Below are 22,785 nucleotides of genomic sequence, written 5' to 3' on the forward strand. Positions count from 1 at the left end.
GAGCTTCGTGCTTTCCGCTCATTCTTAAGTTCCTGACATTGGCCGCAGGCACACCCCCACTAAGCACAGCCCGGAGCCCGCCAGGCGCGAAGCGCCCCAAAAGGCGAAGGCCCACGCTTTTGAAGCCCCCGAACCCCTCGAACCCCTAAAGAAGCCCCAGCCCCCTCAAGAAGCCCGGAACCCTACAACCCCTGCGCCAACCTGTAATACGCCTGATTCCAGCGCAACTCCTTGCTGAACTGCCGGATCGTGGTGTCCGCGTCGATCACCAGCAGCTCCACCCCCAGCATGTCCGCCAGGTCGGTCAGCTCCTCCGTCCCCACGGCCGTGGACAGCACCGTGTGGTGCGGCGCCCCGGCGGTGAGCCACGCCTCCGCCGAGGTGCGCAGGTCCGGCCGCGGACGCCACACCGCGCGCGCCACCGGGAGCCGGGGCAGCGGGTACGGCGGCGCCACGATGTCGATCTCGTTGGTCACCAGGCGGAACCGGTCGCCCATGTCCGCCAGGCCCGCGACGACGGCCGGTCCCGGCGCGGCGTCGAAGACGAGCCGCACCGGGTCCTCCCGGTTGCCGATGCCCAGCGGGTGGATCTCGCACGACGGGGTGTCCGCGGCGATCGACGGGCACACCTCCAGCATGTGCGCCCCGAGGATGAGCTGCTCCCCCGGCACCAGGTGGTAGGTGTAGTCCTCCATGAAGGACGTGCCGCCCTCGGGCGCCATCGCCTTGAGCGTGCGCACCAGCACGGAGGTCTTCCAGTCGCCCTCGCCGCCGAAGCCGTACCCGTCGGCCATGAGCCGCTGGACGGCCAGGCCGGGCAGCTGGCGCAGCCCGCCGAGGTCCTCGAAGTTGGTGGTGAAGGCCCTGGCGCCGTGCTGCTCCAGGAACCAGCGCAGGCCCAGCTCGATCCGCGCGGCGTAGCGCAGCGACTCGTGGCGCCCGTCCAGCAGCTCGGGCGCCACCCGGTAGCGCTCGCCGTACTCCTTGACCAGCGCGGTGACCTCCGCGTCGGTGGCCGCCTCCACGGCCTGGACCAGGTCGTTGACGCCGTAGGTGTTGACCGAGACGCCGAAGCGCAGCTGGGCCTCGACCTTGTCGCCCTCGGTGACGGCCACGTCGCGCATGTTGTCGCCGAAGCGGACGAGCTTGAGCGTGCGCAGCTCGGCGGCCCCGGCGGCGGCGCGGGCCCAGGCGAGGATGCGCGAGGCCACGGACGGGTCGCTGACGTGCCCGAAGACCGTCTTGCGCGGCACGCCCAGGCGCGTCTGGACGTACCCGAACTCACGGTCGCCGTGGGCGGCCTGGTTGAGGTTCATGAAGTCCATGTCGATGGTGTCCCACGGCAGCTCCAGGTTGGCCTGGGTGTGCAGGTGGAGCAGCGGCTTGCGCAGGGCGTCCAGGCCCGCGATCCACATCTTGGCCGGGGAGAAGGTGTGCATCCAGGCGATCACGCCCGTGCAGGAGTCGTCGGCGTTGGCCTCCAGCATGATCCGGCGGATGGCGGCCGCGTCGGTCAGCACCGGCCGCCAGTCGACGGGCACCGGCAGGGCGTCGGCGATCTGCCGGGACTGCGCCGCCACCTGGGCGAGGGTCTCCTCGCCGTACAGGTGCTGGCTGCCGGTCAGAAACCAGATGGTCAACGCGGGCTCCTCTGTCCATAGACGTTCTGGTAGCGGTCGTAGAGGCGGTCGATGTCGGCCTGCGCGATGGGGATCGGGTCGCCCAGCTGGCGCGCGATGTGGACGGTGCGGGCGACGTCCTCGCACATGACCGCGGCCTTGACCGCCGCGCGCGGGTCCTTGCCGATGGTGAAGACGCCGTGGCTGCGCATGAGGACGGCGGGCGAGCGGTGGCCCTTGAGCGTCTCGACGATGCCGCGGCCGATGGAGTCGTCGCCGATCAGCGCGAACGGGCCGACGGGGATCTCCCCGCCGAACTCGTCGGCCATGGCGGTCAGCACGCAGGGGATGGGCTCGCCGCGGGCCGCCCAGGCCGAGGCGTAGGTGGAGTGGGTGTGCACGACGCCGCCGACCTCGGACATGTTGCGGTACACGTAGGCGTGCGCGGCGGTGTCGCTGGAGGGCGCGTGGTCGCCTTCGACGAGGTTGCCGTCGAGGTCGCAGACGACGATCTTGTCGGGGGTGAGCTCGTCGTAGGAGACGCCCGAGGGTTTGATGGCGAACAGGTCCTCGCCCGGGATGCGGCCGGAGACGTTTCCGGCCGTCCAGGCCACGAGGTTGTTGCGCACCAGTTCGGCGTGCAGGTCGCAGACGATCTCTTTGACGCGGTCTTTCACGCGGTGGCCTCGTTTCTCATCGCGCGCAGGGTGTGCAGGAGCCTTCCGTCGGCGAAGTGGTCGTGCAGGTCGCGGTAGACGGCGTAGAGCCGGTCGTAGGCGTCGGCGCGCGCCGGGTCGGGCAGGTAGGCGTTCTCGGTGCGCTTGCCCATGGCGGCGGCGGCCTGCCGGATGTCGGGGTAGGCTCCGGCGGCCACGGCGGCGTGGACGGCCGAGCCGAGCGCGGGGCCCTGGTCGGAGCCGATCACCGACAGCGGGCGGCGCAGCACGTCGGCGTAGACCTGCATGAGGAAGCGGTTCTTGATCAGCCCTCCGGCGGCCACGAACTCGGTGATCGGCACGCCGGAGCCCTCGAAGGTCTCCACGATGACGCGGGTGCCGAAGGCGGTGGCCTCGATGAGCGCCCGGTAGACATCCTCGGGCCGGGTGGCCAGTGTCTGGCCGACGATCACGCCCGACAGGTGGTGGTCGACCAGGACGGAGCGGTTGCCGTTGTGCCAGTCGAGGGCGACCAGCCCGTGCCGGCCGACCTTCTGCCGGGCGGCCAGCTCGGTGAGCTGCTCGTGGGTGTATCCGGGCGCGTGGGTGCCCACGAACCAGGCGAAGATGTCGCCCACACCGGTCTGCCCGGCCTCGTACCCCCACAGGCCGGGCACGATCCCGTCGCGCACCACCCCGCACATGCCGGGCACCTCGGCCAGGTGGTCGGAGGAGACCACGTGGCAGGTCGAGGTGCCCATGATCGCCACGAGCTGGCCGGGCCGTACGGCGTCCGCCGCCGCGGCGGTGACGTGGGCGTCGACGTTGCCGACGGCCACGGCGATGCCCTCGGGCAGCTTGGTCCACTCGGCGGCCTGCGCGGTGAGGCGTCCGGCGGCGCCGCCCAGGGGGGACAGGACCGGCTCGCCGTCGAAGGTGAGCTTGGCGGTGAAGCCGGCGAAGGCGGGGTTCAGCGCGGCGAGGTAGTCACGCGACGGATACCGCCCATCCTGAAATATCCCTTTGTATCCGGCGGTGCAGACGTTGCGCGTCTCCACCCCGGTCAGCTGCCAGATGATCCAGTCGGCCGCCTCGATCCAGCGCTCGGCCCTGCCGTACGTCTCCGGGTCCTCCTCCAGCACCTGCAGGGCCTTGGCGAACTGCCACTCGGAGGAGATCTTGCCGCCGTAGCGGGGCAGCCAGCTCTCGCCGCGTTCGGCGGCCAGCCGGTTGATGCGGTCGGCCTGCGGCTGGGCCGCGTGGTGCTTCCACAGCTTGGGCCAGGCGTGCGGGCGCTCGGGGGTCAGCTCGCACAAGGGGGTGCCGTCGGCCGTCGCGGGCAGCACCGTGCAGGCGGTGAAGTCGGTGCCGATGCCGATCACCTGCTCCGGGTCGATCCCGGCCGCCGCGACCGCCTCGGGTACGGCGTGGCGCAGCACGTCCAGCCAGTCCTGCGGCGACTGCAGCGCCCAGTCCGGCCCGAGCCGCACGCCGGAGTCCGGCAGGCGCTCCTCGATCACGCCGTTGGCGTACTCGTGGACGGCACTGGCCAGCTCGGCGCCGTCGCCGACCCGCACCACCACCGCGCGGCCGGACAACGTCCCGAAGTCCACCCCCACCACGTATCTGTTAGCGTTCACATCTCTCCTGACGATCACCGGGTACGGCTGCCGCCGCCTACTTCCGCCGGGCGGTGATGAGCCGCTGGAGCAGGATGAAGACGAACAGCAGCAGGCCAATGAAGATCTTGGTCCACCACGAGCTGAGCGTGCCCTCGAAACTGATGATCGTCTGGATCAGCCCGAGGACCAAGACCCCGAGCACCGTTCCGAGGACGAAGCCGCTGCCGCCGGTCAGCAGGGTGCCCCCGATGACGACGGCCGCGATGGCGTCGAGCTCCATCCCGACCGCGTGCAGGCCGTACCCGGACAGCATGTAGAACGACAGCAGCAGGCCGCCGAGGGCCGAGCACACCCCGCTGATCGTGTAGACGGCGATCTTCGTGCGCCCCACCGGCAGGCCCATGAGCACCGCCGACTGCTCGCTGCCGCCGACGGCGTAGACGGTCCGGCCCAGCCGCGTGTAGTGCAGGACGTAGCCCGCGGCCAGCACCACCAGCAGCGCGATCAGCACGCTCGGGGAGATCCACAGGTCGGCCACGAGGTCGATGCGGGTCTGGGCGAGCGCGGTGAAGGCCGGGTCGGTGATGGGCACGGAGTCGGTGCCGATCGTGTAGCACAGGCCACGGGCCAGGAACATCCCCGCCAGCGTCACGATGAACGGCTGGATCTCGAAGTGGTGGATGATGCTGCCCATCGCCAGCCCCAGGGTGGCGCCGACGGCCAGCACCAGCGCCATCACCGGCAGCGGCGGCCAGCCGGCCCGCAGCAGCGTGGCGGCGATCATCGTGGACAGGGCGACGACCGCGCCGACCGACAGGTCGATGCCGCCGGTCAGGATCACGAACGTCATGCCGACGGCGACGACGAGCAGGAAGGCGTTGTCGATGAAGACGTTCAGCACGACCTGGCCGTGGGCGAAGCCCTCGTAGCGCACGCCGCCCGCGACGAACATGGCCGCCAGCAGCGCGCCGGTCACCAGCACGGGCAGGTACTTGCGTGGTACGGCCGGCCGGGCCCTGCCCAGCGTGACGGCGGTCATGCGGGGACCTCGGCTTTCTTCTCGGGCGCGGGCTCGGCGGCGGGCCGGCCGCGGCGGCGGAAGACCTTCGCGCGGAAGGCCGGGGACTGGATCAGGCACACGGCCGCCACGACCAGCGCCTTGAACAGCAGCGTGGTCTCCGGCGGCACGCCGATGGAGTAGACGGTCGTGGTGAGCGTCTGGATGATCAGCGCGCCGAGCACGGTGCCGCCGAGCGAGAAGCGCCCGCCGGCCAGCGAGGTGCCGCCGATGACCACCGCGAGGATGGCGTCCAGCTCGATCCACAGGCCCGCGTTGTTGCCGTCGGCGCTGGAGACGTTGGAGCTGATCATCAGCCCGGCGATCCCGGCGCACAGCGCGGCGAAGGCGTAGACGGTGACGACGATGCCGCGGGAGCGGATGCCGGCCAGGCGGCTGGCCTCGGCGTTGCCGCCGACCGACTCGATCAGCATGCCGAGCGCGAGCCGCCGGGTCAGGAACGCGGTCACCGCCAGCACGGCCAGCACCAGCAGGACGCTGAAGGGGACGGCCAGCAGGTAGCCGCCGCCGATGAGCTTGTAGGAGGGGCTGTTGACGGTGATGATCTGGCCGTCGGTGACGAGCTGGGCCAGGCCGCGCCCGGCGACCATGAGGATGAGCGTGGCGATGATCGGCTGGATGCCGACGCCGGCGATGAGGAAGCCGTTCCACACGCCGAGCGCCAGGGACAGGGCGAGCGCGACCGCCACCGCCGTGAAGACCCCGGCGTCCTGGCTGATCTGCAGGCACGCCAGCGCACCGGAGATCGCCACGACCGAGCCCACCGACAGGTCGATGCCGCCGGTGGCGATGACGAGCGTCATGCCCAGCGAGACCAGGATCAGCGGCGCGCCGAAGCGCAGGATGTCGACGAGGCTGCCGTACAGGTGGCCGTCCTTGATCTGGACGGCCAGGAAGGCGGGGTTGACGGCCACGTTGAGGGCCAGGAGCAGGGCGAGCACCAGCAGCGGCCACAGCAGGCGCCTGGTCATGAGCGGCCTCCGTCCCCACGGTCGTGCCTGCCACTGCCGGGCACGGCTCCCCCTCCGCTGGCGATGGTCTCCATCAGCACCTCCGTCGTGAGCGCCGCGTCGTTGGGCAGCTCGTCGATCAGGCGCCGGTCGCGCAGCACGCCGACCTTGTGGCTCAGCCGCAAGACCTCCTCCAGCTCGGCGGAGACGAACAGCACCGCCATGCCGCCGTCGGACAGCTCGGCCACCAGGCGCTGGATCTCCGCCTTGGCGCCCACGTCGATGCCGCGCGTCGGCTCGTCCAGGATGAGCAGCCGCGGCTCCAGGATGAGCCAGCGGGCCAGCAGGACCTTCTGCTGGTTGCCGCCGCTGAGCGTGCGGACCGGCACGTCGGGGTCCGGCGGGCTGATCCGCAGCGCCTTGACGTACCGGCCGACCAGCTCCTCCTGCTGCTGCCGCGGCACCGGCCGGGTCCAGCCGCGCATGGCCTGCAGGGCGAGGACGATGTTCTCCCTGACCGTCAGGTCGGGGATGAGCCCGTCGGCCTTGCGGTCCTCCGAGCAGAACGCGATCTTGTGGTTCATCGCCGCGTGCGGGGTGCGCAGGTGCACCGGCCTCCCGTCGACCTTCAGCGTGCCGGAGGTGGCGTGGTCGGCGCCGAACAGCAGCCGGGCCAGCTCGGTACGGCCCGAGCCGAGCAGCCCCGCCAGCCCGACGACCTCGCCCTCCCGGATGGTGAGGGAGAACGGCTCGATCGCCCCGGCGCGGCCCACCCCCTCGGCCTGCAGGAGCGTGCCGGTCGTGCGGGCGGGCGGCCGGTCCTCCAGCCGCTCCAGCTCGGCCAGCTCCCGGCCGATCATCTTGCCCACCAGCGCCCGCTGGCTCAGCTCGCTGGTGCGGTACTCCCCCACCAGCCGGCCGTTGCGCAGGATCGTCATCCGGTCGGCGATCTCGTAGACCTGGTCGAGGAAGTGCGAGACGAACAGGATCGCCAGGCCCCTGTCCTTCAGGCGCCGCATGACGCGGAACAGCTGGGCCACCTCGCCCGCGTCCAGGCTGGAGGTCGGCTCGTCGAGGATCAGCACCCGCGCCTCGACGTCGACGGCCCGCGCGATGGCGACCATCTGCTGGATGGCCAGCGAGTAGTCCGCCAGCGGCGCGGTGACGTCGACGTCGAGCTCCAGCCGGGACAGCAGCTCGGCCGCCCGCCTCCGCATCGCCCCCCATTGGATGCGGCCGAAGCGGCGCGGCTCCCGGCCGATGAGCACGTTCTCGGCGACGGAGAGGTTGGCGCAGAGGTTGACCTCCTGGTAGACGGTGCTGATCCCGGCCCGCTGGGCCTCCTGCGGGCCGGCGAAGGCCACCTGGCGCCCGGCCAGCGTGACGGTCCCGGCGTCGGCGGCGTGGACGCCGGTCAGCACCTTGATCAGCGTCGACTTGCCCGCGCCGTTCTCGCCCATCAGCGCGTGCACCTCGCCGGGCCGCAGCCGAAGGTCCACTCCGTCCAGCGCCCGCACGCCGGGGAACTGTTTGCCGATCCCGGTCATCTCCAGGATCGGGGCGGGTTCGGCCATCTCACCTTCTTTTCGTGGCTCTTTTCATGGCTGCGGGTACGGCGCGGCCGCGCGGCCGCGCCGTACGCGCCGGGTCAGTACTGGCGGCTGGGCAGGGCCTGCTTGGCCTGCTCCTGGGTGAAGGTGGTCTCCTCGGTCACCACGCGGGCGGGCACCTGCTCGCCCTTGACGACCTTCTTGGCCAGGTCCATCAGCTGCGGGCCGAGCAGCGGGGAGCACTCGACGATGAAGTTGATCTTCCCGTCGGCCAGGGCCTGCATGCCGTCCTTGACCGCGTCCACGGAGACGATCTTGATGTCCTTGCCTGGTGTCTTGCCCGCGCCCTCGATGGCCTCGATCGCGCCGAGCGCCATGTCGTCGTTGTGGGCGTACAGCACGTCGATGTCCGGGTGGGCCTTGAGGAAGGCCTCCATGACCTCCTTGCCCTTGGCGCGGGTGAAGTCGCCGGTCTGGGAGGCGATGACCTTGAACTTGGGGTCGGCCTGGATGACCTCGGCGAAGCCGGCCTTGCGGTCGTTGGCGGGCGCGGAGCCCGTGGTGCCCTGCAGCTCGACGATGTTGACCGTGCCGGTGGCGTCCTTGAACTCCTCCACCAGCCACTTGCCGGCCTTGCGGCCCTCCTCCACGAAGTCCGAGCCGAGGAAGGTCTTGTAGAGGCTGGTGTCGGGCGAGTCGACGGCGCGGTCGGTGAGGATGACGGGGATCTTGGCGTTCTTGGCCTCCTTCAGCACGGTGTCCCAGCCGGACTCCACGACAGGCGAGAAGGCGATGACGTCGACGCGCTGCTGGATGAACGAACGGATGGCCTTGATCTGGTTCTCCTGCTTCTGCTGGGCGTCGGAGAACTTCAGCTCGATACCGGCGGCCTTGGCGGACTCCTGGACCGACTTGGTGTTGGCGGTGCGCCAGCCGCTTTCGGCGCCGACCTGGGAGAAGCCCATGGTGATCTTGTCGTCGCCGGCGGCGGTTCCGCCGCCGCCTCCGCCGCCGCAGGAGGCCATCGCCATGGCCGTCACGCCGGCCAGGACGAGCATGGAGATCCTCTTCAACACGGGGGGTCGTCCTTCCTTGCTGTGAGCGCTAACAGCGGCGCCCGCGTTCAGCTTCGGTCATGGGATTGTGGGTGCGCCCGTGGCGCGACCCTGGAGCGGCACTCGTGGCCCCCCGAGAGTCACGGGCCTTGGGCAAGACTGTGAACGCTAACAACAGGTGTCGTCAACCGTTTGCCCGGTTACGGTCCGGTTACAGGCCGAGTCTTGACCCGAGACGATGAGAACGCTAACAATCATCCGGACCCAACCTTCCCGGGAGCTCTGCACAGTGCACGAGGCACACATCACCATCGACCCGGCCTTCCGCGTCGCACCGGTACGGCGCCGCACGTTCGGCACGTTCGTCGAGCATCTGGGCCGGTGCGTGTACACCGGCATCTACGAGCCCGGCCACCCCTGCGCCGACGAGGACGGCTTCCGCACCGACGTCCTGGACCTCACCCGCGAGCTGGGCGTCTCCACCGTCCGCTACCCGGGCGGCAACTTCGTCTCCGGCTACCGGTGGGAGGACGGCATCGGCCCGCGCGAGCGCCGCCCGCGCCGCCTGGACCTGGCCTGGCACAGCACCGAGACCAACGAGGTGGGCGTGGACGAGTTCGTCCGCTGGTGCCGCAAGGCCGGCGTCGAGCCGATGATGGCGGTCAACCTGGGCACCCGCGGCGTCGAGGCGGCGCTGGACCTGCTGGAGTACTGCAACATCGACTCCGGCACCCACCTGTCGGACCTGCGCGTGGCCAACGGCGCCAAGGAGCCGCACGGCATCAGGATGTGGTGCCTGGGCAACGAGATGGACGGCCCGTGGCAGATCGGCCACAAGAGCGCCCGCGAGTACGGCAGGCTCGCCGCGCAGACCGCCCGGGCGATGCGCATGCTCGACCCCGGCCTGGAGCTGGTGGCCTGCGGCAGCTCCGGCTCCTCGATGCCGACCTTCGGCTCGTGGGAGGCCACGGTGCTGGAGGAGACCTACGACGTGGTGGACTACATCTCCTGCCACGCCTACTACGAGGAGAAGGACGGCGACCTGGGCAGCTTCCTGGCGTGCGCGACCGACATGGAGCACTTCATCTCCTCGGTCGTGGCCACCGCCGACCACGTGGGCGCCCGGCTCAGGTCGCGCAAGAAGATCCACATCTCCTTCGACGAGTGGAACGTCTGGTACCTGTCCCGCTTTCAGGCCGCCGAGCCGCCCCGGGACTGGCCGGTCGCCCCGCCGCTGCTGGAGGACCACTACCACCTGGCCGACGCGGTGGCCTTCGGCGGGCTGCTGATCACGCTGCTGCGCCACAGCGACCGGGTGGCCGCCGCCTGCCTCGCCCAGCTGGTCAACGTCATCGCGCCCATCATGACCGAGCCGGGCGGCCGGGCCTGGAGGCAGACCACCTTCCACCCCTTCGCGCAGGCCTCCAGCCTGGCCGCGGGCGAGGTGCTGCACCTGGAGCCGGTCTCCCCGCTGTATGAGACGGCCGCCTACGGACAGGTGCCGGTGCTGCACGCGGTGGCCACCCACACCGGCGACCAGACCGTGGTCTTCGCCGTCAACCGATCCACCGACCGGCCGCTGGCGCTGGACGTCGACGCCCGCGCGCTGGGCCCGGTGCGGGTCCTGGAGGCCACCACACTCACCGGCCCGGACGTCTACGCGCGCAACACCGCCGACGACCCCGGCCGCGTCGCGCCCCGCGCCAACCCGGACGTCGAGCAGGACCCGCTGCGCGTGGTGCTGCCACCGGTGTCCTGGAACGTCATCCGGCTGGGCCGCTGACCGTCACCAGCCCGAGGCCGGCCAGCCGGCGCTCCAGGTGGAGCACCCGCGACGTGGCCAGCGCGGGATCCGCCGCGGCGACCGCGATCATGCCCCACCTGCGGGGCACGGACGCGATCACCCGGGCGCACCACCCGTCCGCGGCCTCCTCGACGTGGCGGCCGAGCGTGGCCAGGCACGCGGCGGCGCCCGGCCGCACGACCTTGGTGGCGGCGTACCGGGCGCCGTCGTCACCCGGCCGGTCGCGGCGCGCTTCGGCCAGGAACAGGCGCAGGTATTCGGCGCCGCAGGCCAGCAGGTTGAGGTCCTGCATCGCGACCAGGACGGCGTCGCCGAACCGTCCTCCCACCCGGGTCACGGCGAAGTCGATGCCGCCCTTCACCAGCCGCATGTCCTCGCCCCTGCCGGCGAAGGCGGCCATGAAGAGCGCCATCTGCGATCTGAGGTGCGCGTACCGGTCGCGCGACACGCCGGCACGCTCGCAGACCGCCTCGTCGAAATACACGTTGCCCTGCCAGGCCGTGCCGTTCATGATCTGCAGAGTCGCGCCGTCGGCCGGCTCGCCGCCCTGGATGTGCAGGGACGGCGCCAGGATGAAGGCGTGCCCGCCGAGGGCGTGCCGTACATAGTCGGCCTGCGCCTCCAGGACGTAGTCCTCCTCGCCGTCCGCGGCGGCCTCCTTGCCGAGGCGGGTCAGGAGGGCGTGGTCGTCGAGCGGGAGGCCGGGGCGGATGCGGGCGCCGGTGCCGGCCCTGGCCGGCTTCAGGCAGCCGCGCCGCAGGCCGTAGCGCTCGCGGAGCATGATCGCGGCCCGGACGAGCTGGTCGGAGACGTCGCCGGGCTTCGCACCGGCGGCCTCGACCGTGTACCCCGGCAGCCTCGGGATGCGGAAGCCCAGCTCCATGCTGAAGGGCGTCAGCTCCGTCTCCGCCGCGAGGAGCCGGAAGGGGTCCTCCGGCCCGCCTGCGGCGAGCCGGGAGGCGGTCTCGACGGTGGGATGCAACGGCGCCTTCTGGCTCCACCGGTCCGCCACCTGGCTGCCGTTGGCCTCGACGCGAAGGACGGGAACGCCCGCGGCGCGCCTGAGCCACAGGAGGAAGAGCTTCATCTCGTCGTCGAGGACGTAGACGCGCACGACCGTGTCCGGCGCGGCGCGCAGTTCGCCGATCAGCGTGTCGAGCACGGGGCTGCCCTGCTCGCCGTGCGCGAGCGCCTGCTTCAGCAGGGCGTGGGTCATGTAGTAGTACTCGATCCCCGGTACGGCGAGCGACCGGACGCCCCGGGCCGCCACCGCCTCGCGCCACGGCCGCGTGCGGCCCACGCACAGGTCGAGCGGCCCGGCCAAATTCACGGCACGGGCTTCGATATACGTCGCCACCTCCTCTGGCGCGCCGCCGGCCCTGACGGACGAGAGATCGGCCTCGAAGCATTTCTTCAACGGCGTCGCGCAGTACAGGATCACGGCCGGGCGGTCCTGCCGGCTGACCGACGGTTTCAATTCCCGGCGCACGGCGTCGGGCAACTCCTCCCGGCGGAGCCCCAGCAGGCTCCCGCCGATGGCGTCGATCTCGGACGCGGTCAGGACGACGGGGCCCACGGAGAAGTCACGCCACTCCAGCGGCCTGCCGTCCCGGGGAAGCAGCCGCCACGACGGCCCGGTGTGGCCGCCGCCCGCATTTCGCCCCTCGATCCGCTCGACCTCGAACAATGGATCGCCTCTTCCTCACGAGAAATAGCAAATCCGCACGGCGTGGTTCATCGTATAGCGAGACCGCTCCCTTTCAAATGAGACCTTTGTTACCCTCTATTCGGCCCGTCACTATTCGAATTGACCAATTCCCTTTACGGCCGACTGTTTTTCAAGTTTGCGGCGGATCACTGTCACGCGCGCCGGAGCCGCTCCGTCCAGATAGCGACGGGATCCCGGGGGTAGGAAGACCGCATGCGTCTCGTCGACACCGAATGCGTGCGGAAGCTGCTGGAGTCCACCGATCCGGACGCCACGCTGGTCTTCGTCTGCGGGGAGTGCGTGGTCCTGCCGGGCGGCCAGGTGGACGAACGCCACCAGGCCCTGGTCGTCGCCAGACGCGAGGACCTGGTCTCCCTGCTGTCCGACAGAACCCTCACGGACCGGGATCTGGAGGAGCTGGCGCACCGGCTCGACAACACGGTGCGGGATCTGGGGGCGTGAGATGCGGATACTGGTCACCGGCGGCACGGGCGTCCTGGGCAGGCCGGCCGTGCCCAGGCTGGTGGAGGCCGGCCACGAGGTCAGGGCGATCAGCAGGTCGCCGCGGAGCGGCCGGGCGGTCGACTGGAGGGTGGCCGACCTGGCCTCCGGGCGCGGGGTGCGGGAGGCGCTGGAGGGCGTGGAGGCCGTGGTCCACCTGGCCACGCTCGCCCACCGGGGTCGCAGGACGGCCTCCGTGGACGTCGAAGGCACCAGGCTCCTGCTGGACGCCGCGCACGACGCCGGGGTGGGCCACCTGCTGTTCCTGTCGATCGTCGGCGTCGAGCACGCGCCCGTCGGCTACTTCGGCCACAAGCTCAGGGCCGAGCAGCTGGTCAAGGAGGGCGGGGTGGACTGGACGATCCTTCGGGCCACGCCGTTCCACCAGTGGCTCGACCAGTGGCTCGCCCGCCTGCCCGTGCACCCCGTGGACCGCACGGTGCCCTGGCAGCCGGTCGACGCCCGCGACGTGTCCGGCCACCTGGTGACCCTGCTCTCGCAGGGTCCCAGCAAGACCGTCGAGGAGTACGGCGGGCCGCAGGTCATCGCGACCGACGAGCTCGTCGCCCGGTGGCGGCGGGCCAGGGACAGGCGCCCGCCGGCCCTGATGGTGCGCTGGCCGGGCAGGGTCGCCGCGGCGCAGCGGGCCGGGCTGCTCAACGCCGGGCCGTCGGCGCCCAAGGGGCGGATCACGTGGGCCGAGTACCTGCGCCCCGCCGGGCGTGCCGTACCCGCCGCCGAGGAGGAGCCGGACATCGCCGGGGAGTACGGCGGACCCGACGTGGAGCCGCGGGGCCGCAAGGACCGCGTCTACGGCCAGGACGAGGGCTACCAGCCGCCCACGCAGGTGTAGGCGGTCACTCGCGGGCCCACGGGTCGTAGTCGGCCTCGAGCGGCTCCTGGGGCGGCCGGCGCTCCTCGGGGACGTGCTGGAGGTTGACCCGGATGCGGTACCAGACGCTGCTGCGCCCGCGCATGGCGTCGACCAGCACGTTGGCGGGCGCCAGGAGCGCGGCGACGTCGGGGTGGCGGGCCTTCCAGCGCTCCAGCCCGGCCAGCGCCTCGTCCTTGTGCCGCGCCCTGGCGATCTCGATGACGGGCACGAGCCGCCGGCGGCCTCCGGTGCCCTTGGGCGGCCTGGGCGCGGGACCGAGCCGTTCGGCCAGCTCCAGCAGGCCGTCGAGGGAGCCGGGGTGCCGGTCCATGTCCTCCCAGGGGTCGCCGCGCTCGGCCAGCCGCCTGGGCACCGTCTCGATCGTGTGCTCCTCCGGGCGGCAGCCGGGCACCTCCTCCCAGGTCAGCGGCGTGGAGACGCGGGCGTCGGGGACCGCCCTGACCGAGTAGGCGGACACGACGGTGCGGTCGTAGGCGTTCTGGTTGAAGTCGACGAAGACGCCGTGGCGCTCCTCCTTCCACCAGCGGCTGGTGGCCACGTCGGGAATGCGGCGCTCCACCTCGCGGGCGACCGCCTCGGCCGCCTTGCGCACCTGGGCGAACGGCCGGCGCGGCTCGATACGGGCGTAGATGTGGAAGCCCCGCGAGCCGGAGGTCTTGGGCCAGGCGGTCAGGCCGTGCTCGCCCAGCACCTCGCGGGCCACCTGGGCGGTGGTGAGGATGTCGGCCCAGGCCACGCCGGGCACCGGGTCGAGGTCGATGCGCAGCTCGTCGGGGTGGGCCAGGTCGGCGGCGCGCACCGGGTGCGGGTTGAGGTCGACGCAGCCGAGGTTGATCACCCACAGCAGCTGCGCGAGGTCGGAGACGACCACCTCCTCGGCCGACAGCCCGGAGCGGTAACGCAGCTCGGCCACCTCGATCCAGTCGGGCCGCCTGCCGGGCGCGCGCTTTTGGAAGAAGGCCTCCTCCTGGATGCCGCGCACGTACCGCTTGAGGATCATGGGCCTGCCGGACACCCCGCGCAGCGCCCCCTCGGCGACCGCCTGGTAGTAGCGGACCAGGTCGAGCTTGGTGTGCCCGGTGTCGGGGAAGATCACCTTGTCGGGGTTGGTGATCCGGACCTGCCGCCCGGCGACCTCGATATCCGGCATGTGGTCACCATACGAGGTTTGCCGCGCGTTCACCGTGAACCCCTAGGGTCCCGGCCATGAACCGCCTCTGCGTCGCGCTCGGCGCGATCCTGCTCTCCGGCTGCGTCGTCGCCGGCGGCCTGGCCGCCCCCGCGGCCGCCGACCCCGCCCCGGGAGACCGGGCCGTGCTGACCGGCTTCGCCTCCCTCCCCGCGCTCACCTTCGTGCCCGGCAGCGAGCCGTCCGGCGCGCAGCTGGGCACCTCGCCGATCAACGGCGTCACGCCGCCCTTCTCCGGCCAGCCCGTCCAGGGCTTCAGCGGCGTGGTGCGCAACCGCGACGGCAGCTTCGACGTGCTGTCCGACAACGGCTACGGGGCCAAGGCCAACAGCGCCGACTTCCTGCTGCGGATCCACCGCATCCGGCCTGACTTCCGCACCGGGACCATCACCGTGCCGGGCGGGGTGAACCTGAGCGACCCGCACGGCAAGGCGCCCTTCCCGCTCACCCGCTCCGACCGCACGCTCACCGGCGCCGACTTCGACGTGGAGTCGATCGTGCGCACCTCGGACGGCACGTACTGGATCGGCGACGAGTTCGGCCCCTTCCTGCTCCACTTCGACGGCCGCGGCAGGCTGCTGGAGGCCCCGATCGAGCTGCCCGGCGTGCGCGCGCCGGAGCATCCGAACCTGGGCGGCGAGCAGCCCAACCTGGCCCGGAGCAAGGGCTTCGAGGGCATGGCCCGCTCGGTCGACCAGCGGCGCCTCTACCCGCTGCTGGAGGGCACCGTCGCCGGCGACCCGGCGGGCGACCTGCGCATGTACGAGTTCGACCTGCGCCAGCGCCGATACACCGGCCGCGTGTGGACCTACCGGCTCGACGACCCCGCGCACGCCATCGGCGACGCCGTCGCGATCGGCGAGCGCCGCTTCCTCGTCATCGAGCGGGACAACCTCCAGGGCGACGCGGCGCGGGTCAAGAAGGTGTACCTGGCCGAGATGCGCGGCAAGGAGCTGGTCAAGACCCTCGTCGCCGACCTGCTGGACCTCTACGACCCGCGCGACCCGGCCACGCCGTTCCGCTTCCCGTTCCAGACGATCGAGGACATCGTCCTGCTCGACGACCGGACCATCGGCCTGCTGGACGACAACAACTTCCCGTTCTCCAGCGGGCGCACGGCGGGGCAGCCCGATCCGAACGAGTTCATCACGGTACGGCTGCCGCGCCGCCTCGACGCCGACCGGCGCGCCTACCGCTAGAACGCCCCGTGGCGGCCCTCGCCGGCGGCGAAGCGCCGCGCCCCGCGCAACGCCTCGCCCAGCGAGGCCATGCCGTGGCGCAGCTCACCCGCCATGGCCTCGGCCTCCGGCAGGCCGTCCTGCTCCAGCGCCGACATGCGGTCGCCGCGCAGGCAGGCCTGCGGGAAGCGGGCGATGTCGTGAGCCAAGGCCTCGGCGTGCTCACGCGCGGTCCCGGTGGGCACGAGCCGGTTGGCCAGGCCCCATTCCAGGGCCTCTCGGGCCGAGACGGGGCGGCCGGTGAGGATCATGTCCATGGCGCGCGACAGGCCGATGAGCCGCGGGAGCCGTACCGTGCCGCCGTCGATCAGGGGCACGCCCCAGCGGCGGCAGAACACGCCGAAGACCGCGTCCTCCTCGGCGACCCGCAGGTCGCACCACAGGGCCAGCTCCAGCCCGCCGGCCACGGCGTGCCCGGCGACGGCCGCGACGACCGGCTTGGACAGCCGCATCCTGGTCGGCCCCATCGGCCCGTCGCCGTCCTCGCCGACGTGGTTGTCCATGGCCTTGAGGTCCGCCCCGGCGCAGAACGTGCCGCCCTCGCCCCACAGCACCGCGACGGCCGCGTCGGAGGCCTCGACCTCGCGGAAGGCGGCGGCCAGCGCCTCGGCGGCGGCCCGGTCGACCGCGTTGCGCGCCTGCGGGCGCGAGAGCACGACCGTGGCGACCGGGCCGTCCCGTTCGATCCGTACGGTCATCCGATCCTCCTCACCGCGGCGGCAGCAGCCGGACCGCGTCCAGCGCCAGGGCCAGCTCGACGATGTCGCGCGGACTGGTCAGCGAGCGCCCCGTCAGCTGCTCGATCCGGCGCACCCTGTTGATGATCGTGTTGCGGTGGCAGTACAGCCGCCCCGCGGCTCTGACGGCCGAGCCGTCGCAGGCCAGCCAGGTCTCCAGCGTGGTCAGCAGCGTGTCGCGGTCGGCCGGGTCGAGCGCGAGCAGCCGGCCCAGCACCCCGTCCACCAGGTGGGCGGCGATGTCGGGCTGGCTGACCACCAGGGCCTGCGGGACGCGGCGGTCCAGCCGGGCGATCTCGGGCCCGCCGTCGGCGCAGGTGCGCATGGCCAGGAACGCCAGCTCGTGCGCGGCGCCCAGCTCGGCCAGCCCGTCCACGACCGGGCTCACGCCCGCCACGCCGCCGACCAGGAGGCTCAGCTCCCGGCACAGCTCGTCGAGACCGGCCTCGCCGAGCGCGACCACGGCCACCTCGTGGCCGGTGCGCATCCGCCACAGCAGCCGCGCCGGCCCGACGGCGGCGGGCAGGCAGGCGTCGTCCTGGTCGCGGCGGCGGGGGAAGCGCACGGTCACCACGGCGTAGCGGCCCCGCTCGGGCAGGTCCAGGGCGGCGGCGGCCGAGCGCACGACCCCGGTGTCGGCCGCCCCGTTGAGCAGCGCGTCCAGCAGCGCGTCGACCCGCTCGCGGCTGCGTCCCAGGATCTCCTTCTCGCGCCTGCGGTAGGTCTCGGCGGCCACCATGGCCTGCCGGTCGATGGCGTGCCAGACGTGGCTGGCCGCGCGGACCATCACGCCCAGCCGGTCGGGGCACTCGCGTTCCAGGTGGTCGACCATCGCCGACCAGGTCACCTGGCCGGCCAGCCGGTACATGCGCAGCAGGGAGTCCAGCGGCAGCCCCTGCTCGGCCCGCCGGCGGGCCATGGCCTCGGTGAAGGCCAGGTCGCGGCGCTCGGCACGGTCCTGGAGGATCGCGCTGATGCCCAGCCGCATGCCCTCCAGCGTGCTGTGCCAGTGGTCGTCGAAGGGCACGCGGGCGCAGTAGGCCTCGTCGCCGCCGCGGACCCGCGTGACGAGCTCGTCGGCCAGCTCGGGCAGGCGGTCCAGCAGGGCCCTGGCGGTGGCGCGCAACGTCTGGCGGACGTCGTCGTCCACGGCTGTGGGGGGACGCATTCTCCCGAGGGTGCCACCAGCCGTGACCGCAGAACAAGGTTCTGTAGCGTTTTGTGACTTCCCGTTGTGCGGCTGCACAACGAGCCCGCCGCCGGGGTGGGCACGCGGCTCGATTTCACCCCGCCATCTGGACGGCCGTGCACGCCGGAGGTTGGGTGAGCCTGCATGGGGTCCTGGAAGAACACGCAGAAGGACAGGGCATGGCCGAGCTGACGGTCGGCGATCTCGTGGTGGACTACGGTCCCGTGCGCGCCCTTCGCGGGGTGTCCATGCGGGTGCCGTCCGGCTCGATCGTGGCCGTGCTGGGCGCCAACGGCGCGGGGAAGTCGACCCTCCTGCGCGCCGTCTCGGGAACGCTCCGCTTCCACCGCGGCCGGGTGGCGCGGGGCGAGATCGCCCTGGACGGCACGCGGATCGACGAGCTGGCGGCGGCGGCCGTGGTACGGCGCGGCGTCACGCAGGTGCCGGAGGGGCGCCGGGTGTTCGCCCGCATGACGGTGGAGGAGAACCTGCGCGCCGGCGGCCTGGGCACGCCCCGCCGGGCCGCCGCCCGGGCCAGGGAGCGGGTGCACGAGCTGTTCCCCGTCCTGGCCGAGCGCGCCCGCCAGCGGGCGGGGCTGCTGTCGGGCGGCGAGCAGCAGATGCTCGCCATCGGCCGGGCGCTGATGGCCGAGCCGTCGGTGCTGCTGCTGGATGAGCCCACGCTGGGCCTGGCTCCCCAGATGGCGGCCAGGATCGCCGGCACGATCAAGGCGATCAACGCGGCGGGCACCTCCGTGCTGCTGGTGGAGCAGAACGTCGCCATGGCGCTGGCGCTGGCCTCCCACGCCTACGTGCTGGAGGTCGGCTCGGTGGCGCTGGAGGGACCGGCGGCCACGCTCGCCGACAGCGACGAGGTCAGGCGCCGCTACCTCGGCGTCAGCGACGAGTCGCCCGGGCTGGAGGCCAGGGCGGGCCTGTCGAGGTGGTCCGCGTGACCGGGACATACCAACTGGACGGTATGCCGCCGTTGGAGGTCCGCGACGTGACGGTGCGCTTCGCGGGCCTGACCGCGCTCGACCAGGTCAGCTTCACCGTCGAGCCCGGCACCGTGCACGCGGTCATCGGCCCCAACGGCGCGGGCAAGTCCACCTGCTTCAACGTGCTGTCGGGCGTCTACAAGGCCACCTCGGGCAGCGTCAGGTTCGGCGAGGCCGAGCTCACCGCGCTGCGCCCGCACGAGGTGGCCGCGCTCGGCGTCGCCCGCACCTTCCAGAACATCGCGCTCTCCCCGCACCTGCCGGTGCAGGCCAACCTCATGCTCGGCCGCCACCGGCTGACCCGCTCGGGCTTCCTGTCGGCCGGGCTGCGCCTGCCGGGCGCCCGCCGCGAGGAACGCGCGCACGCCGCCCGCGTCGCGGAGATCGCCGAGTTCGTCGGGCTGACCTCCGTGCTGGCCACGCCGGTCGGGCTGCTGCCGTACGGCGTGCAGAAAAGGGTGGAGCTGGCCAGGGCGCTGGCCATGGAGCCGCGGCTGCTGCTGCTGGATGAGCCGGTGGCCGGGATGAACAGCGGCGAGCGCGTGGAGATGGCCGAGCTGATCGTCTCGGTGAAGGCGAGCCTGGGGATCTCGATCCTCCTGGTCGAGCACGACATGGGCATGGTCATGCGGCTGGCCGACCGGGTGACGGTGTTGGACTTCGGCCGGCGCATCGCCGACGGCACCCCCGCCGAGGTGCAAAGCGACCCCAAGGTCATCGGCGCGTACCTGGGCACGGAGGAGGGCTCGTGATCACGTTCCTGGAGCTTCTCGTCAACGGGATCTCCATCGGGGCCGTCTACGCGCTGATCGCGCTCGGCTTCGTCGTCATCTTCAAGGCGACGGAGGTGGTCAACTTCGCGCACGCCTCGCTGCTGCTGGCGGGCGGCTACGTGGTGGCGCGCCTGCACCCCCACGTCGGGTTCTGGCTCGCGCTGCTGATCGGCGTCGCCGCGGCGGCCCTCATCGGCGCGCTGGTGGAGTTCCTGATCATCCGCCGGTCCAAGGCGAGCTCGCACGGCGTGCTGGCCATCGTGACCATCGGCGTGGACATCGTCCTGACCACCGAGCTCACCCGGCAGATCGGCGCCGAGGTGCTGGCCATGGGCGACCCCTGGGAGTCCGGCGTGTTGCACATCGGCGGCGTCACGATCGCCGAGACCAGGATCGTCGCGCTGGTCACCGCCACCGTGCTGATCGCCGCCTTCCTGCTGGCGTTCAAGTTCACCGGCTGGGGCGTGGCCATGCGCGCCACCGCCGAGGACCCGGAGACCGCCGCCCTCATGGGGGTACGGCTGGGCCGCGTCTCGCTCAGCGCCTGGGCGGTCGCCGGGGCGCTGGCGGCGGTGGCCGCGCTGTTCCTGTGCGTCTTCCCCACGCCGGGCCTGGACCGCAGCTCCTCGCTGGCGGCGCTGAAGGCCTTCCCCGCCGCCATCCTCGGCGGCCTGGACTCCACCACCGGCGCCCTGGTCGGCGGCCTCATCGTGGGCGTCACCGAGGCGCTCATGACCGGCTACCAGGACGACCTGTCCTTCCTGGGCCGGGGCATCGGCGACGTCGCGCCGTTCCTCGTCATGATCGTCATCCTGCTGCTGCGGCCCGCGGGCCTGTTCGGAACCAAGGAGCTGGCCCGTGTCTAGGATCGTCGTCTGGGCGGCCGTGCTGGCCGCCTTCGTGGCCGTCCCCTTCTACCTGGAGGGGTTCTGGCTGCAGACCGGCCTGTTCGCCATGTCGGCGGCGGTCGGCGCGATCGGCATCAACCTGCTGACCGGCGCGACCGGGCAGCTGTCGATGGGGCACGCCTTCTTCCTGGCGCTCGGCGCCTACGCGTACGTGTACTTCGCCGCCGAGCCCACCAGGACGCTGGGCGGCCTGGGCCTGCCCACGCCGCTGGCCGCCGTGCTGGCCGTCCTGCTGGCCGGGGCCGCCGGCGGGCTGTTCAGCCCGATCGCCGGGCGGCTCAAGGGCGCCTACCTCGGCATCGCCACGCTGGCGCTCATCTTCGGCGGCCAGCACGTGCTGTTCAACGCCGAGCCCGTCACCGGCGGGTTCAACGGCCGCGCCGTACCGCCCCTGGAGGTCTTCGGCTTCGTCTTCGCCGACACGCCCGAGCTGGTCGTGCTCGACGTGCCGTTCGGCGTGCTGGAGCGGCTGTGGTTCCTGGGCGGCCTGGCGCTGCTGGGGTCGGCGCTGTTCGCCCGCGGCGTGCTGCGCGGCCGGCCGGGACGCGCCATGAACACCATCCGCGACCACGAGATCGCCGCCGGCGTGATGGGCGTGCCCGTCACCCGCTACCGGGCCGCGGTGTTCGTGCTGTCGTCGATGTACGGCGGGCTGGCCGGCGTGCTGCTCGCCCTGGTCTTCCAGCGGACCGTGCCCGACTACTTCGGCATCCTGCTGTCCCTCGACTATCTGGCGATGATCGTGATCGGCGGGCTGGGCTCGGTCGGCGGCGCGGTGATCGGCGCGGCCTTCGTCTCGCTGCTGCCGCAGCTGCTGACCCGCTACAGCGACGCCCTGCCCCTGGTGGCCCCGCCCGGCTCGGGCGGGGTCTCCCCCGCCGAGGCGGCCCGCATCCTGTACGGCGCCGCCATCGTCGCCGTCGTCCTGTTCCTCCCCGGCGGTCTGCTCGGCCTGCTGCGCTCCCTGCGCCAGAGACTGCCCGGCCTGCGGCTGTCCCCCCTGCCCACCCCGTCTCCCGAAACCAGGAGCTCCCATGTCCGTTGACCGCACCGCCGTCGTCGCCGCCCTCGCGGCGCTGACGCTGGCCGCCACCGCCTGCGCCAGCGACAAGGCCACCGGTGGCGGCCAGGCCCCCGCCACGGCAGCCGCCGGCGGCGACGGCGTCAAGACCGGCCCCGGCGTGACCGCCGGCACCATCACCCTCAGCATGCTCACCGACCTGACCGGCCCCTACGCCTCCTTCGGCAAGAGCCTCACCCAGGCGCAGCAGCTCTACTTCGAGCAGGTCAACCAGGCGGGCGGGATCTGCGGGCGGAAGGTCGAGACCGTGGTGCGCGACCACGGCTACGACGCCCAGAAGGCGATGGCCTCCTACGCCGAGGTCGCCCCGAAGACGGCCGCCATCCCGCACTTCATCGGCTCGCCGATGGTCACCGCGCTGAAAGAGAAGATCACCTCCGACAGGATCCTCACCATCCCCATGGCGTGGGCCACCGGCCTGCTGGGCAGCCAGGCCATCCAGGTCACCGGGACGACCTACGACATCGACATGATCAACGCGGTCGACTTCCTGGTGAAGGAGAAGGGCATCAAGGCCGGCGACAAGGTCGGCCACCTGTACTTCGAGGGCGACTACGGGCAGAGCTCGCTCGACGGCTCCAAGTACGCCACGGGCAAGCTCGGCCTCACCCTGGTCGAGCAGAAGGTCAAGGCGACCGACCAGGACATGACCGCCCAGGTCGCGGCGTTCAAGAAGGCCGGGGTCAAGGCGGTGCTGGTCTCCGTCGGGCCGCGGCAGACCGCCTCGCTCGTCGGCGTCGCCCTCGCCTCCGGCATGGACGTGCCCTTCGTCGGCAGCAACTCCGCCTACAGCCCGCAACTGCTGGCCACCCCGGCCGCACCGGCGCTGCTGAAGGACTTCTACTACGTGACCTCCGGCGCGCCGATCAGCGCGCCGCTGCCCGCCTACGAGAAGCTCATCGCCGACTACCAGGCCAAGTACGCCGGGCAGCCCCTGGACAGCGGCGTCTCGGCGGGCTGGACGGCGGCCCTGATCGTCGGCGACGCGCTGAAGAAGGCCTGCGAGGCCAAGGACCTCAGCCGGGAGGGCATCATCGCCGCCCACCGCTCGCAGAAGGCCTGGGAGGCCGGGCTGGGCGGCTCGCCGATGGACTTCAGCGTCTACGACCGGCCCGCCTCCCGCGCCTCCTACGTCGTCAAGCCGGACAAGGACGCGGTCGGCGGAGCGAAGATCCACAAGGAGGCGGCCGTGTCCGACCTGGCCAAGGACTACACGGTGCCGTCGGCGGGCTGA

At 72.0% G+C, this 22,785-nt stretch carries 20 protein-coding genes; 9 read left to right on the forward strand and 11 right to left on the reverse strand.

Features of this window, described 5'->3' with window-relative positions:
* Positions 1 to 182: 182 nt before the first annotated feature.
* From araA to BSB02_RS18705, 7 genes are all read right to left on the reverse strand, one after another.
* Positions 183 to 1,640 (reverse strand): L-arabinose isomerase, encoded by a 1,458-nt coding sequence (gene araA, locus BSB02_RS18675; protein ID WP_084960286.1) that lies wholly within the window; start codon positions 1,638 to 1,640, stop codon positions 183 to 185.
* The gene (locus tag BSB02_RS18680) at positions 1,637 to 2,296 is read right to left on the reverse strand and encodes an L-ribulose-5-phosphate 4-epimerase (protein ID WP_084960287.1); all 660 of its coding nucleotides are present in this window, start codon (positions 2,294 to 2,296) and stop codon (positions 1,637 to 1,639) included. Before BSB02_RS18680 ends, araA begins: the two co-directional genes overlap by 4 nt.
* On the reverse strand, positions 2,293 to 3,897 hold the full coding sequence (araB, locus tag BSB02_RS18685) for a ribulokinase (RefSeq protein ID WP_084960288.1): 1,605 nt from the start codon (positions 3,895 to 3,897) through the stop codon (positions 2,293 to 2,295). The genes BSB02_RS18680 and araB overlap by 4 nt, the downstream gene beginning before the upstream one ends.
* Before the next feature lie 55 nt (positions 3,898 to 3,952).
* On the reverse strand, positions 3,953 to 4,936 hold the full coding sequence (yjfF, locus tag BSB02_RS18690) for a galactofuranose ABC transporter, permease protein YjfF (RefSeq protein WP_084960289.1): 984 nt from the start codon (positions 4,934 to 4,936) through the stop codon (positions 3,953 to 3,955).
* Positions 4,933 to 5,946 (reverse strand): ABC transporter permease, encoded by a 1,014-nt coding sequence (locus BSB02_RS18695; RefSeq protein ID WP_084960290.1) that lies wholly within the window; start codon positions 5,944 to 5,946, stop codon positions 4,933 to 4,935. The genes yjfF and BSB02_RS18695 overlap by 4 nt, the downstream gene beginning before the upstream one ends.
* Positions 5,943 to 7,499, reverse strand: a complete 1,557-nt coding sequence (locus tag BSB02_RS18700) for a sugar ABC transporter ATP-binding protein (protein ID WP_084960291.1) — start codon at positions 7,497 to 7,499, stop codon at positions 5,943 to 5,945. Before BSB02_RS18700 ends, BSB02_RS18695 begins: the two co-directional genes overlap by 4 nt.
* Positions 7,500 to 7,573: 74 nt before the next feature.
* The gene (locus BSB02_RS18705; RefSeq protein WP_206184775.1) at positions 7,574 to 8,551 is read right to left on the reverse strand and encodes an ABC transporter substrate-binding protein; all 978 of its coding nucleotides are present in this window, start codon (positions 8,549 to 8,551) and stop codon (positions 7,574 to 7,576) included.
* Between the two features lie 268 nt (positions 8,552 to 8,819).
* Here BSB02_RS18705 and arfA point away from each other — a divergent pair, with 268 nt between their 5' ends.
* On the forward strand, positions 8,820 to 10,313 hold the full coding sequence (gene arfA, locus BSB02_RS18710; protein WP_084960293.1) for an arabinosylfuranosidase ArfA: 1,494 nt from the start codon (positions 8,820 to 8,822) through the stop codon (positions 10,311 to 10,313).
* Here the strand turns inward: arfA and BSB02_RS18715 are convergent.
* Entirely contained in the window at positions 10,294 to 12,021 is a 1,728-nt protein-coding gene (locus BSB02_RS18715) for a hypothetical protein (RefSeq protein WP_084960294.1), read from the reverse strand. The two genes, arfA and BSB02_RS18715, sit on opposite strands and share 20 nt — an antisense overlap.
* 234 nt (positions 12,022 to 12,255) lie before the next feature.
* On the opposite strand from BSB02_RS18715, the gene BSB02_RS18720 reads away from it, so the two are divergent.
* Complete coding sequence (locus tag BSB02_RS18720; RefSeq protein ID WP_084960295.1) at positions 12,256 to 12,504, forward strand: hypothetical protein; 249 nt, start codon at positions 12,256 to 12,258, stop codon at positions 12,502 to 12,504.
* 1 nt (position 12,505) lies between these two features.
* Positions 12,506 to 13,396 (forward strand): SDR family oxidoreductase, encoded by an 891-nt coding sequence (locus BSB02_RS18725; protein ID WP_084960296.1) that lies wholly within the window; start codon positions 12,506 to 12,508, stop codon positions 13,394 to 13,396.
* Positions 13,397 to 13,400: 4 nt separating this feature from the next.
* On the opposite strand, the gene ligD is transcribed toward BSB02_RS18725, so the two are convergent.
* A complete protein-coding gene (gene ligD / locus BSB02_RS18730; protein WP_084960297.1) occupies positions 13,401 to 14,588 on the reverse strand; it encodes a non-homologous end-joining DNA ligase in 1,188 nt (395 codons plus the stop codon).
* Positions 14,589 to 14,644: 56 nt separating this feature from the next.
* On the opposite strand from ligD, the gene BSB02_RS18735 reads away from it, so the two are divergent.
* Positions 14,645 to 15,826, forward strand: a complete 1,182-nt coding sequence (locus BSB02_RS18735) for an esterase-like activity of phytase family protein (RefSeq protein ID WP_084960298.1) — start codon at positions 14,645 to 14,647, stop codon at positions 15,824 to 15,826.
* On the opposite strand, the gene BSB02_RS18740 is transcribed toward BSB02_RS18735, so the two are convergent.
* Both BSB02_RS18740 and BSB02_RS18745 read right to left on the reverse strand, forming a co-directional pair.
* Positions 15,823 to 16,563 carry a crotonase/enoyl-CoA hydratase family protein gene (locus tag BSB02_RS18740; protein ID WP_084960299.1) on the reverse strand — a complete coding sequence of 247 codons (741 nt, stop codon included), beginning with the start codon at positions 16,561 to 16,563 and terminating at the stop codon, positions 15,823 to 15,825. The two genes, BSB02_RS18735 and BSB02_RS18740, sit on opposite strands and share 4 nt — an antisense overlap.
* A gap of 10 nt (positions 16,564 to 16,573) precedes the next feature.
* Positions 16,574 to 17,770, reverse strand: a complete 1,197-nt coding sequence (locus BSB02_RS18745; RefSeq protein WP_169729406.1) for a PucR family transcriptional regulator — start codon at positions 17,768 to 17,770, stop codon at positions 16,574 to 16,576.
* A gap of 200 nt (positions 17,771 to 17,970) precedes the next feature.
* Here BSB02_RS18745 and BSB02_RS18750 point away from each other — a divergent pair, with 200 nt between their 5' ends.
* The 5 genes from BSB02_RS18750 to BSB02_RS18770 are packed head-to-tail and all read left to right on the forward strand — an operon-like array spanning position 17,971 to position 22,785.
* Positions 17,971 to 18,747, forward strand: a complete 777-nt coding sequence (locus BSB02_RS18750) for an ABC transporter ATP-binding protein (RefSeq protein WP_084960301.1) — start codon at positions 17,971 to 17,973, stop codon at positions 18,745 to 18,747.
* A gap of 23 nt (positions 18,748 to 18,770) precedes the next feature.
* Positions 18,771 to 19,541 (forward strand): ABC transporter ATP-binding protein, encoded by a 771-nt coding sequence (locus BSB02_RS18755; RefSeq protein WP_084960302.1) that lies wholly within the window; start codon positions 18,771 to 18,773, stop codon positions 19,539 to 19,541.
* Entirely contained in the window at positions 19,538 to 20,428 is an 891-nt protein-coding gene (locus tag BSB02_RS18760; protein WP_084960303.1) for a branched-chain amino acid ABC transporter permease, read from the forward strand. The genes BSB02_RS18755 and BSB02_RS18760 overlap by 4 nt, the downstream gene beginning before the upstream one ends.
* A complete protein-coding gene (locus tag BSB02_RS18765) occupies positions 20,421 to 21,515 on the forward strand; it encodes a branched-chain amino acid ABC transporter permease (RefSeq protein WP_084960304.1) in 1,095 nt (364 codons plus the stop codon). The genes BSB02_RS18760 and BSB02_RS18765 overlap by 8 nt, the downstream gene beginning before the upstream one ends.
* A complete protein-coding gene (locus tag BSB02_RS18770; protein ID WP_084960305.1) occupies positions 21,505 to 22,785 on the forward strand; it encodes an ABC transporter substrate-binding protein in 1,281 nt (426 codons plus the stop codon). Before BSB02_RS18765 ends, BSB02_RS18770 begins: the two co-directional genes overlap by 11 nt.

The sequence above is a fragment of the Thermoactinospora rubra genome, assembly GCF_002093975.1.
Lineage (GTDB): Bacteria > Actinomycetota > Actinomycetes > Streptosporangiales > Streptosporangiaceae > Nonomuraea > Nonomuraea rubra_A.